Genomic DNA, 11,851 nt, shown 5'->3' with positions numbered 1-11,851 from the left:
CGGGGTGCGCCACCGCCCCGCAGCGGGACTCCCCGCTGCGGGGCGGTCGGATCATGATGTGGCGTACCCACCGCCCGCCTACGGTGATCGTCGCACCGCAGGCGGGCGGCGCAGGGCTCAACTCTTCGGCTGGGCGGCCGACTCGACCTTGACGGTGCCGGCGGCGATGTCCGCCTTCAGCTTGTCGACCTCGGCCTTGAGCTCAGCCGGGACCTTGCTGTCGAACTCGTGGTACGGGGCGAGCGAGACGCCGTCGTTGGCCAGGGTGCCGACGAAGCCCTGCTCGGCGCTGAGCTTCTCGCCACCGGCGGCCTTCAGCACGGCCTCCTTGACCGCACCCGGGATGTTCTTCACCACGGTGGTGATGATCGCCGAGCAGTCCGGCGTGCTCTCGCAGCCGTCGACGTCCACCCAGATGGTGTTGTACTTGCCACCGGAGGCCTTGGCCGCACCGGTGGTGCCGAGGCCGGCGCCGCCGGCGACCGGCATGACGATGTCCGCGCCCTGGGCGACCAGCGCGTCGCTGACCTTCTTGCCCTCGTCCTGCTTGACGAAGTCGTTGGTGAAGGAGCCGTTCTGGGTCTCCTTGTTCCAGCCGAGGGCCTGGACCTTGGCGCCCTTGGCCTGGTTGTAGTGGGCCACGCCGTCGACGAAACCGTCCATGAAGATGGTCACCGGCGGGATCTTCATGCCGCCGTAGGTGCCGACCTTGCCGCTCTGGCTCATGCCGGCGGCCACGTAACCGGCGAGGAAGCCGGCCTGCGCGGTGTCGAACTCCATCGGGTAGACGTTGGCCACGCCGGGGTTGGCGTCGACGATGGCGAACTGCTGGTTCGGGTTCGCCTCGGCGATCTTCTTGGTGGCCTCGCCCATCAGGCCGCCGACGGCCAGGATGAAGTCGCAGTCCTGGTTGACGTACGCGGAAAGGTTGGGCTCGTAGTCGGCCTCGGCCCGCGACGCGACGTACTTGATGTCGACGTTGCTGTTCTCGGCCTTGGCAGCCTCAAGGCCCTTCCAGGCCGAGGCGTTGAACGACTTGTCGTCGATGCCGCCGACGTCGGTGACCATACAGGCGCTGTACTTCTCGCCGCCTGAACCGGCGTTGTTGTCCTCATCCGGAGCCTCGCCACAGGCGGCGGCGCTCAGCACGAGCCCACCCGCCGCGATCATCGAGGCAATCCGCATCCCACGCACCGAGCGCAAGACGTCTCCCTTCCCATTGCACACCGCGTGGTTGCGGTGGCTGCCCTTGAACCGGCCTGCGCCTTGCCGCCGGTCTCCCACGTTACGGACGCCGAGCGTACGCCCGCGTCCATCTGACCAACGACAAGCGTGCAGGACTGTTGGAGGCCTGTTACCCGTACGTAATGCTTGTGGTGGGGAAGCTCACGCTCTCGTAACGCTTTGTCTGGTTTGATCACCTACCGGATCGGGCCACCCCGATTACGGATCCGGCATTTTGTCGAATACCGGTCATCGCGCTGACGGTCGCCCCCATACCGCTCATCGTCGACCACATTTTCGATCTTGCATTCCCGCACGCCGGGACCGGCGGAAATGACTTCCCCCGCAGCCCGGGGTCGCGGTCCCGGACAAACCGGATTTCGCAATCAGCTGCGGCGCGGTCAGCGGATACCCACTCCACCCTGCCGAGCAGCACACGAGGTCAGGCGGGGCCTTTCGCGGCCCCGCCTGACCCACCGAACCATGAAATAAACCGGATTCACACAACCATCGCGTGAATTCGCCCGCTCACCGCCAGAAAACCGCCACCGCCGCATTGACAAGCGTCAGCCCGACAATAGCGAGGAAGTGACCCCGGTTGACCTCGTCCCGCTTCCGGGAGAAGAAGACCATCACAAAGATCGCCAGGGCGATCAGGAACTTGACGACGAGCTTCGCCGGATCCGGCTCGTCACCGTCCCGCAGCGGGGCCGCCAGGCCGGTGCCGCTCAACAGCTGGATCACCGCGCCCCAGAGCATGGCCGCGTTGATCCGGAGCTTGCCGCTGATGTATTGCGCGATCGCACCGCCCAGCAACAGCGCGAACCCGATGAGGTGGACGTAGAGGAGGATGAGTCGGAGTGCTTCCATCCACCTATCCTGCCCCATCAACGACGGATCGTAGTAGAGCCACTCGGTCAGCCCTTCGTGCCACCGGCCGTCAGGCCGGACACCAGGTGCTTCTGGGCGAAGAAGAAGACCAGCCCGGCCGGGATCGTCACCAGGACGGCGGCGGCCGTCAGGTACTCCCACTGCGGGTTGAACTGCGGCACGAACTGCTGGAGCCCGTACGCCAGGGTGAACTTGTTGTCGGTCTGGATGAACGCCGAGGCGTACGCCACCTCACCCCAGGCGGTGAGGAAGGTGTAGAAGGCGGTGACCGCCACGGCCGGGCGGGCCAGCGGCAGCACCACCCGCCAGAAGATGGCGAACGGCCCGCAGCCGTCCAGCGCCGCCGCCTCGTCCAGCGAGGTCGGGATGGAGTCGAAGTAGCCCTTCAACATCCAGGCGCAGAACGGCACCGCGATGGTCAGGTACGCGACGATCAGCGCCGGCATGGTGTTGATCAGGCCGAGCCGGGCCAGGATCGTGTAGATCGGCACGATCAGGATGGCCACCGGGAACATCTGGGTGATCAGGAAGACCATCATCAGCGGTCGGCGGCCCGGGAAGTTGAACCGGGACACCGCGTAGCCGGTGGTGGCGGACAGGAAGATGCCGATGGTCATGGTGAAGGCCGCGACGATCACCGAGTTGAGGAACCAGCGCGGGAAGTTCGTCTCGGTGAGCACGTAGCGGTAGTTGGCAAGCGTGGTGTCCCGGAACAGGGTCAGCTCGCTGCTCTGGATCGCGTACCCGGGCTTGAGCGAGGAGAGCAGCACCCAGACGATCGGGCCGATCGCGATCAGCGAGGCCAGGATCAGCGTGCCGTGCAGCAGGACGGACATCGCCGGGCTGCGTCGCCGATGCCCGCGGCGCGTCACCTTGCTCATCACCACACCTCGCCTTGCTTGCGCAGCACCCGCCGGTAGAACACCGAGAAGACCAGCAGGATCGACAGGATCAGTACGCCGTACGTCGACGCCAGCGAGTAGTTGCGGATGCCTTCGAAGGCGGCCCGGTACGCACCGGTCACCAGGATCTCGCTCTGCCCGGCCGGCTGCCCCTCGGTCACCAGGAAGATGATCGGGAACATGTTGAAGGTCCAGATGGTGCCGAGCAGCACCACCGTCATGCTGACCGGACGCAGCCCGGGCAGGGTGATGTTCTTGAACCGCTGCCAGGCCGACGCGCCGTCGATCTCGGCCGCCTCGTACAGCTCACTCGGGATGGTCTGCATGCCGCCGAGCAGGGCCACCATCATGAACGGCACACCCAGCCAGACGTTTGTGACGATGGCGGTGAGCAGGGCCGTCCACCGGTCGGCGAACCACGAGACCGGGTCGATGCCGAGGGCGGTGAGCAGCGCGTTGGCCAGGCCGAAGCGCTCGTTGAAGATGAACTTCCAGGCGAACGCGCTGACGAAGGCCGGCACCGCCCAGGGCAGCACCAGCACCACCCGGTAGAACCCGCGCGCCCGCATCGGGCGGTTGAGCATGTTGGCCAGGCCCAGGCCCAGGCCGAAGTGACAGGCCACGCAGACGAACGTCCAGATCAGCGTGACACCGGTCCACTGCCAGAACTCGCCGACCTCGCCGGTGAGCACCCGCACGTAGTTGTCCAGCCCGACGAACTCCCACTTGTTGGGGTTGTCGGTGCAGACCTCGCCGCCGGTGATCGACCTGGTGCAGATCTCGGCGACCTGGTTGGCCTCGGTGAGGTTGGTGAAGGAGAGCCAGACCCCGCGGAACAGCGGGTAGAAGATCAGAACTGCCAGGACGATGACGACGGGCAGCACCATCGCCCAGGCGTACCAGTGCTTTTCCCAGCTGCGGCGCAGCCGGGAGGGACGAGCAGGTCGGCCGGGCGGCGTCGACGGCGGCGCCGGGTCGGCAGTCACGGTGGTCATCCAGCTGCGCTCCAGAGCAGAGGGTCCGGCCGGGTCGGCGACCGTGACGGTCGCCGACCCGCTGCCGGGTGCCGAAGGTTCACCGGCGTGTCACCGGTGTACGGAGGCGGGCCTACCGCGCCGGCCCGCCGACGGTGGGGCTCAGAGCCCGTAGCCGGGAACGACCTCGGCCTTGTACTTCTTGGCGACGCCGTCCAGCGCGGCCTTGGGGTCCTTGTTCTGGATCAGGACCTCGGTGGCCATCTGGTCGAGCGGGCCGAAGAACTGGCCGGCCTCGGGGATCCACGGGCGGCCCACGGCCGCCTCGTTCACCGCCTGGAAGGCAGCCACCACGGGGTTGTTCTTGACCGCGTCCACCTGGTACGCGGAGGTGCGGGTGGGCAGCAGGCCGAGCTTCTCCGACAGGAACGCCTGCGACTCGGCGGAGGCCATGAACTTCACGAACGCGACGGCGGCGTCGATCTTCTCCTGCGGCATGCCGGACCAGATCACGTAGTTGTGGCCGCCGACCGGGCCACCGGCACGGGCCGAGCCGGCCGGCACTGGGGCGATGCCCAGGTTCTCCAGACCGCCGAAGTCCGGCGCCGAGGAGACGTTGTTGACCTCCCACGGCCCGTTGATGATCATGGCGACCTTCTGCTCCTTGAACAGGGTCATCATGGTGCCGTACGCGTCGTTGGCGGACGGCTTGGCGGCGGCGCCACTGTCGATCAGGTCCTTCGCGATCGCCAGCCCGGCGGCGTTCTGCTCGGAGTTGACGATGATCTTCTTGGCCTCGGGGTCGACCAGGTCACCGCCCTCGCCGTACATGAAGGGCAGCATGAAATAGCCGGCCGGGTTGACGTACACGCCCTCGGCGCCGGTTGAGTCCTTGATGGTCTGCGAGGCGGACTTCAGCTCGGCCCAGGTCTTCGGCGGCGCGCTGATACCGGCCTTGGTCAGCAGTTCCTTGTTGTACATCAGCGCGAGGCTGTCGGTGACCTGCGGGACACCGTAGGTCTTGCCGTCGTACTTGTTGGAGGCGAGCGGGGTCGCCAGGAAGTCGGACGCGTCGCTGAGCAGCTCCGAGCCGTCGAGCGCGTAGAGGTAGCCGAGCGAGGCGAACTCGGGCACCCAGGCCACCTCGGCCCGCAGGATGTCCGGCGCACCGCTCTTGGCCTGGGCGGCGGTCTTGAACTTGTTCTGGGCCTCACCAAACGGGACCGACTGGTAGTTGATCTTCACGTTCGGGTAGGTCTGGTTGAACTTGGCGATCAACTCCTTGAACGCCGGGCCCTCGTTCTGCGGGTCGGAGGTGTCCCACCAGGTCAGTTCCGCGGTGAGGGAGGCGGGGTCGGCCTTCGGCTGCTCCTCGGCCGCCTTGTCCTCGCCGCCGCACGCGGCGACGGTGAGGGCGAGACTGGCGGAGGCGAGTACGGCGATCCCCCTGGCTGTGCGACGCATGTTCGCTCCTAAATTGCCTGCCGGGTAACGGCGGGGACAGTAGCAAGAGTTTTCGTAACTCGAAACCCCTTGCGAACCTCCCTGCAACAACCGTGCCCCATCCGCAACGTCAATCGTCGACAAGTGTCGCCAACTGGGCATTTCCCCGCCCGCCAGGGCGGGCCCACCTCACCCAAGGTGAGCAGGAGTCCACGTACAGCCCACGCTCACGGGGGGATACGCAAGCGTGGCGGGCACCTTTTTCGGCACCCGCTGCTCGATTGTGCAAGTTCTTGCTGGCTACTGCGCAAGAACTTGGCCGTGAGCTACAGTGCCGCCATGCGCGCTCGCTTGTCCGACATCGCCCAGCAGGCCGACGTCAGTGAGGCCACGGTGTCGCGGGTGCTCAACGACCGCCCCGGCGTGGCGCCCGAGACCCGGCAGGCCGTCCTGACCGCCCTCGACGTGCTCGGCTACGAACGCCCCGCCCGGCTGCGCAAACGCAGCGCCGGGCTGGTCGGGCTGGTGGTGCCGGAGCTGGACAACCCGATCTTCCCGGCCTTCGCCCAGATCATCGAGTCGGCCCTGGCGCCCACCGGCTACACCCCGGTGCTGTGCACCCAGACTCCCGGCGGCGTCCGCGAGGACGAGTACGTCGAGATGCTGCTCGACCGGCAGGTCTCCGGCATCGTCTTCGTCTCCGGCCTGCACGCCGACACCGCCGCCGACCACGACCGGTACCGGACCCTGATCGCCCGGCCACTGCCCATCGTCATGATCAACGGGTACGCCCCCGGGCTCGGCGCGCCGTTCGTCTCGTGCGACGACCGGGAGGCGGCGGAGTTGGCGGTCGCGCACCTGGTGGCCCTGGGCCACCGCCGGATCGGCCTGATCACCGGCCCGGACCGGTTCGTGCCGGTGCTGCGCAAGGTCAGCGGATACAAGACGGCCATGCAGCGCCTCACCGACATCCCCGAGGACGAGTTGACCGACCTGACCGAACTGTCGCTGTTCGGTGTGGAGGGCGGCGAGGCGGCAGCCGGACGGCTGATCGAGCGCGGCGTCACCGGCATCGTCTGCGGCTCCGACCTGATGGCGCTCGGCGCGATCCGGGCCGCCCGGCAGCGCGGGCTCTCCGTACCGGGTGACCTCTCCGTGGTCGGATACGACGACTCACCGCTGATGGCCTTCACCGACCCACCGCTGACCACCATGCGGCAGCCGGTGGCCGCGATGGCGGTCGCCGCCGTCCGGGCGCTGGTCGACGAGATCAACGGCCACGGCGCCCCGCACTCGGAGTACCTGTTCCGGCCCGAACTGGTGGTACGCGGCTCGACGGCGGTGGCCCGGACGGACACCCCGCCCGCGCAGGGCGGTTCGCAGCGCCCCACGCCACCGGCGTTCGCGGTTCCGGCGTGACACCTGCCGCGCTCCGGCGGTCGTAGGCATTTCTTGCGCAAGGTCTGCTTGACTCTTGCAGCGCTGGCCCGGCATCCTTCTCAGACACCCGCGTCCCACCGTTGCCACGCCGGGTGCCGCCGTCCCGCGCCACAGAACGGGGAACACCCGATGACCGTCAGCAACCCCTCGCCGCTGACCTCCGACGCCGACTGGTGGCGATCCGCCGTCGTCTACCAGGTCTACGTCCGCAGCTTCGCCGACGCCAACGGTGACGGCATCGGCGACCTGCCGGGCATCCGGGCACGCCTGCCGTACCTGCGCGAACTGGGTGTGGATGCGCTCTGGCTGACCCCCTTCTACACCTCCCCGATGGTCGACGGTGGCTACGACGTCGCCGACTACCGGGACGTCGACCCGATGTTCGGCACGCTCGGCGACTTCGAGGCGATGATCACCGACGCCCACGCCCTCGGCCTGCGGATCATCGTCGACATCGTGCCCAACCACACCTCCGACCGGCACCCCTGGTTCCAGGCGGCGTTGGCGGCCGGCCCCGGCTCACCCGAACGCGAGCGTTACCTGTTCGCCGACGGCAAGGGCACCGACGGCGAGCTGCCGCCAAACGACTGGGAGAGCATCTTCGGTGGCCCGGCCTGGACCCGGGTGCCGGACGGCCAGTGGTACCTGCACCTGTTCGACCCCGCCCAGCCCGACCTGAACTGGCGCAACCGGCAGGTACGCGCCGAGTTCGAGGACATCCTGCGGTTCTGGCTGGACCGTGGGGTCGACGGGTTCCGCATCGACGTGGCCCACGGCATGATCAAGGCCGAAGGGCTGCCGGACGTCGGCTTCAACTCGATGACCACCGGCCGCCGTCAGTCCGAACTGCTCGGCAAGGGCCGGCTGCCCTACTTCGACCAGGACGAGGTGCACGACATCTACCGCGCCTGGCGGCCCATCCTGGACAGCTACCCCGGCGGCCGGATGGCGGTGGCCGAGGCCTGGGCCGAGACCCCGCAACGGCTGGCCCGCTACATCGGACCGGACGAACTGCACCAGGCGTTCAGCTTCGACTTCCTCGACGCCACCTGGTCGGCCGACTCGTTCCGCAAGGTGGTCGACACCGCGCTGGCCGAGTCGACGATCGTCGGCGCCCCGACCACCTGGGTGCTGTCCAACCACGACCGTCAGCGGCACGTCACCCGCTACGGCGACGGTGAGGTCGGCCTGCGCCGGGCTCGCGCCGCCGCGCTGATGATGCTCGCCCTGCCCGGCTGCGCCTACCTCTACCAGGGTGAGGAACTGGGGCTGCCGGAGGTGCTCGACCTGCCCGACGAGCTGCGCCAGGACCCGGCCTTCCTACGTACCGGCGAGAGCCGGGACGGCTGCCGGGTGCCCATCCCGTGGAGCGGCGAGGTGGCCCCGTACGGCTTCGGGCCGGTCGGCAGTGAGCTGAGCTGGCTGCCGGCCCCGGCCACCTGGCGTGCGCTGTCGGTGGCCGCCCAGACCGGCGTGCCCGGTTCGACCCTGGAGCTGTACCGGGCGGCGCTGCGGATCCGCCACACCCACCCCGCCCTCGCCGGCACCGGCGGCATCACCTGGCAGGAGACCGCACCCGGCGTGCTCGCCTTCAGCCGGTCCACCGGCGACACGGTGCTGACCTGCGTGGTCAACACCGGCGACACCCCGGCACGGATCGACGGGTACGGCACTCCGCTGGTGGCCAGCGAGGCACTCATTGAGCAGCACGATGGCCACGTGCTCCCCGTCGACGCGGCCGCCTGGTTCGAACGGCACTGAACGGGTAGTCCATCAGCAACCTGGTCGTCCGGCGTGCTGCGCGCCGCCGGACGACTGGGGCTGACCGCCGACCAACACCCGGCTCGCTGGCGCACCACGTCAACCGCCGGTCAACTGGGCGGCGATCCGGGCAAACCCGGCACGCAGCTCGGCCACGTCCGGCACCGGCAGCGGGCCGGTCGCGTGGTCGTCCTCGGCCGCCAACTCCTCCTCGTCGATGGTGTCCTCGTAGTCGCCGTAGAGGTCGGCCCGCTCCACCTGGACCGTCTCGTCCGCGGCGGCGAGTTGAGCGGCGGCGATCTCGCCCCGGATCTGGTCCACCGAGACCGCAGGTATCAGCGGCTCGACCACCGCCATCAGCTCGTCGTCGGCGACCAGCGCCTCGGCCAGGGCCAGCGCGTGCGGTCGCTCGTACGGACCACAGACCACCGGCTCCCACTCGTCGTCACCGAGCGGGCCGAACGTGATGATCCACGGCAGCTCGCTCAGCGGCGAGTCGCTGGGCAGGTCCAACGTCACGAGTGCCCCCACCGGCCCATCATCGCCGCTGCCCGAACCTCCCGCGGCAGGTTCGGCACATCACCGGATCAACCAGCCCCGCCCGGGGTACCCGGATCGGTGTCCGAGCCGAGATCGGAGCGCCGGCCACCCGCCAGGTCCACCACCCGCCCGCGTCGGCTGGTCGCCGCCAACGCCGCACCGAAGAGCACCAACTGGTTGAGCAGGTACAGGTAGACCAGCAGGCCCACGGCGGTGGCCACCACGGTGTACGCCGGGTTGTGCTCGACCCGCCCCACCCAGAACCGACCGACCGTGTTGAGCAGGGTGATGCCGACCGCGACCAGCAGCACGATCGGCCGCAGCCGCGCCCGACTCATCTGCACCCGAGGCACCACGATCAGCATCAGGGTGGCCAGCACCGCGTTGACAAGCACGCTGAGCACCGCGCTGATCGTGGTCAACCCGACCGATCCGGTGCTGCGCAGCAGGAAGCGCAGCAGCGACTCCAGCGCGTCCACCGCCGCCACCGAGGCGCCGAGGAGCACGAAGACCACGAGCAGCACCCCGAGATCGACGAGCCGGCGGACGACCAGGTTGCCCGGATGCTGGTGGAGACCGTGGATCAGCCGCTGCGAGGAACGGATCGCCTCGACCCAGCCGATCCCGGTCAGGATCAGGATCAGCAGACCCACCACCCCGACCGTGCCACTGCTGTCGGCCACCTGGGCCGGATCGAGGAACGGCAGATTCTCCCCGAGGAACTCCTCCGCCGCCGCGCGTACCTCGTCGTTGTCGTCGAGGACCGCGCCGAACGCCGCGTACGCCACAAGCGCGAGCGCGAAGACCGCGAAGAAGCCGTAGTACGCGATCGCGGCGGCCAGCCGACCACCCTGAAGATCGGTGTAGCGCACCCCGGCCCGCCACAGATGCCCGAAGGCCGGCCAGCGGTGCCGGGCGGCGCTGAGTCGGCGGTCGATGCCCGCCTCGACCCGCCCCAGGAGGTTCACCTCGTCATCCTCGCCGCTTCCTCGTCACCGCGCTCGCTCCTCGGCACGGCCGGAGGATCAACCGCCCAGCCGGAAGTCCCGGCGGGGCTGGAACCGGGCCTCACCACTGTGCGAGAAGAGCGTGAAATGCTCCACCTCGAACATCGCCGAGAAGTCCGCCAGATCCTCGTACGCCCGATCCAGGGCCTCCGGCGCGACATCCTGCGCCACCGTCACGTGCGGGTGGTAGGGGAAGCGCAGTTCCCGCTGCAACTCGGGAGCGGCGTTGATCGCCGCGGCCAGCAGCTCGCACTCGCTGATGCCGGCGGCGACCGCGACGAAAACCACCTGGGTCACCGGCCGGAACGTGCCGGTACCCCGCAGGTGCAGGGTGAACGGCAGGTGAGCGGCGGCGACCTGGACGAGATGCCGCTCCACCGCGGGCAGCGCGGACATCGGAATCTCGGTCGGCCCGAGCAGGGTGACATGTGCCGGCACCGTGTTCGGGTCGCCGGACGCCAACCGACGCCGGGTCAGCGTGCCGCCCCACGGCTCGGGGATGTCCACCGCGATGCCGATCTGGATGGTGTCGCCGGCATCCGGCGACCCGCTCCCGTGATCCACGTTCCGCGCCACTCCTTGCCACCGACCTGTCCGGACCGCCCGCGCTGCCGCGAACGGCTACTCGCCGCGTACCGGCGGGAAGAAGCCCACCCGTTCGTACACCTTGAGCAGCGTCGGCACCGCCAGCCGCCGCGCCTTCTCCGCCCCGGCGGCGAGCAGCTTGTCCAACTGGGCCGGGTCCTCCAGGTACGAGCGGGTCCGCGCCTGGATCGGCGTGACGAACTCCCGGACCACCTCGGCGAGGTCCTTCTTCAGATCGCCGTAGCCCTTGCCGTCGTACGCCGCAACCAGATCGTCGATCTCGCGCCCGCTCAGCGCCGAGTAGATGGTCAGCAGGTTGGAAATGCCCGGCTTGGTCTCCTCGTCGAAGACGATCTCGCGACCGGTGTCGGTGACCGCCGAGCGGATCTTCTTGGCCGAGCGGGCCGGATCCTCCAGCAGGTCGACGATGCCCGCGGGCGACGAGGACGACTTCGACATCTTCGCCGTCGGGTCCTGAAGATCAGTGATCTTCGCGGTGGCCTTGACGATGTGCGGGACGGGCACGGTGAACGTCGGCCCGAAGTGCGTGTTGAACCGCTGCGCCAGGTCGCGGGACAGCTCCAGGTGCTGACGCTGGTCCTCACCCACCGGCACCGCGTTGGCCTGGTAGAGCAGGATGTCGGCGGCCTGCAGGATCGGGTACGTGAACAGGCCCACGCTGGCCCGCTCGTTGCCCTGCTTCTGCGACTTGTCCTTGAACTGCGTCATCCGGCTGGCCTCACCGAACCCGGTGAGGCAACCCAGCACCCAGGCCAGCTGGGCGTGCTCGGGCACCTGCGACTGCACGAACAGCGTGCACCGCTCCGGGTCCAACCCGACGGCGAGCAGCTGCGCGGCGGCCACCCGACTGCGCTGGTGCAGCACCTTCGGGTCGTGCCCGGCGGTGATGGCGTGCAGGTCGACCACGCAGTAGACGGCGTCATGCGACTCCTGCAACGCCACCCAGTGCCGCACCGCACCCAGGTAGTTGCCGAGGTGGAACGAGTCGGCCGTCGGCTGGATGCCGGAGAAGACGCGCGGGCGGGCAGGTACGTCGGACATGCCGGCAATTCTGTCAGCATCA

11 protein-coding genes are annotated in these 11,851 nt (G+C 68.8%); 2 read left to right on the top strand and 9 right to left on the bottom strand.

Annotated features, from left to right (window positions below; translation table 11 throughout):
- Positions 1-117 precede the first annotated feature (117 nt).
- From VAB18032_RS04055 to VAB18032_RS04035, 5 genes are all read right to left on the bottom strand, one after another.
- Complete coding sequence (locus VAB18032_RS04055; protein ID WP_043719658.1) at positions 118-1,185, bottom strand: BMP family lipoprotein; 1,068 nt, start codon at positions 1,183-1,185, stop codon at positions 118-120.
- Between the two features lie 567 nt (positions 1,186-1,752).
- Positions 1,753-2,094 carry a hypothetical protein gene (locus tag VAB18032_RS04050; protein ID WP_013731509.1) on the bottom strand — a complete coding sequence of 114 codons (342 nt, stop codon included), beginning with the start codon at positions 2,092-2,094 and terminating at the stop codon, positions 1,753-1,755.
- Between the two features lie 47 nt (positions 2,095-2,141).
- Positions 2,142-2,996, bottom strand: coding sequence for a sugar ABC transporter permease (locus VAB18032_RS04045; RefSeq protein WP_013731508.1), 855 nt, complete (start codon positions 2,994-2,996; stop codon positions 2,142-2,144).
- Positions 2,996-4,012 (bottom strand): carbohydrate ABC transporter permease, encoded by a 1,017-nt coding sequence (locus tag VAB18032_RS04040; protein WP_043719655.1) that lies wholly within the window; start codon positions 4,010-4,012, stop codon positions 2,996-2,998. Before VAB18032_RS04040 ends, VAB18032_RS04045 begins: the two co-directional genes overlap by 1 nt.
- A gap of 141 nt (positions 4,013-4,153) precedes the next feature.
- Complete coding sequence (locus VAB18032_RS04035; RefSeq protein WP_013731506.1) at positions 4,154-5,455, bottom strand: extracellular solute-binding protein; 1,302 nt, start codon at positions 5,453-5,455, stop codon at positions 4,154-4,156.
- Positions 5,456-5,773: 318 nt separating this feature from the next.
- On the opposite strand from VAB18032_RS04035, the gene VAB18032_RS04030 reads away from it, so the two are divergent.
- A complete protein-coding gene (locus VAB18032_RS04030) occupies positions 5,774-6,853 on the top strand; it encodes a LacI family DNA-binding transcriptional regulator (RefSeq protein ID WP_086011316.1) in 1,080 nt (359 codons plus the stop codon).
- A gap of 150 nt (positions 6,854-7,003) precedes the next feature.
- A complete protein-coding gene (locus VAB18032_RS04025) occupies positions 7,004-8,635 on the top strand; it encodes a glycoside hydrolase family 13 protein (RefSeq protein WP_013731504.1) in 1,632 nt (543 codons plus the stop codon).
- Positions 8,636-8,734: 99 nt separating this feature from the next.
- Here VAB18032_RS04025 and VAB18032_RS04020 read toward each other — a convergent pair whose 3' ends face one another.
- From VAB18032_RS04020 to trpS, 4 genes are read right to left on the bottom strand one after another with little or no spacing between them, the layout of a single operon-like run.
- Positions 8,735-9,166, bottom strand: a complete 432-nt coding sequence (locus VAB18032_RS04020) for a hypothetical protein (RefSeq protein ID WP_013731503.1) — start codon at positions 9,164-9,166, stop codon at positions 8,735-8,737.
- Between the two features lie 56 nt (positions 9,167-9,222).
- Positions 9,223-10,143: a YihY/virulence factor BrkB family protein gene (locus tag VAB18032_RS04015; RefSeq protein WP_013731502.1), complete on the bottom strand. Its 921-nt coding sequence runs from the start codon at positions 10,141-10,143 to the stop codon at positions 9,223-9,225.
- 57 nt (positions 10,144-10,200) lie between these two features.
- Complete coding sequence (locus tag VAB18032_RS04010; RefSeq protein WP_013731501.1) at positions 10,201-10,746, bottom strand: 2'-5' RNA ligase family protein; 546 nt, start codon at positions 10,744-10,746, stop codon at positions 10,201-10,203.
- A gap of 57 nt (positions 10,747-10,803) precedes the next feature.
- Positions 10,804-11,829: a tryptophan--tRNA ligase gene (trpS, locus tag VAB18032_RS04005; RefSeq protein WP_013731500.1), complete on the bottom strand. Its 1,026-nt coding sequence runs from the start codon at positions 11,827-11,829 to the stop codon at positions 10,804-10,806.
- Positions 11,830-11,851: the final 22 nt, after the last annotated feature.

Source organism: Micromonospora maris AB-18-032 (genome assembly GCF_000204155.1).
Lineage (GTDB): Bacteria > Actinomycetota > Actinomycetes > Mycobacteriales > Micromonosporaceae > Micromonospora > Micromonospora gifhornensis.
The sequence above is the reverse complement of the archived record's forward strand: the minus strand, read 5'-3'. Positions and strand labels throughout refer to the sequence as shown.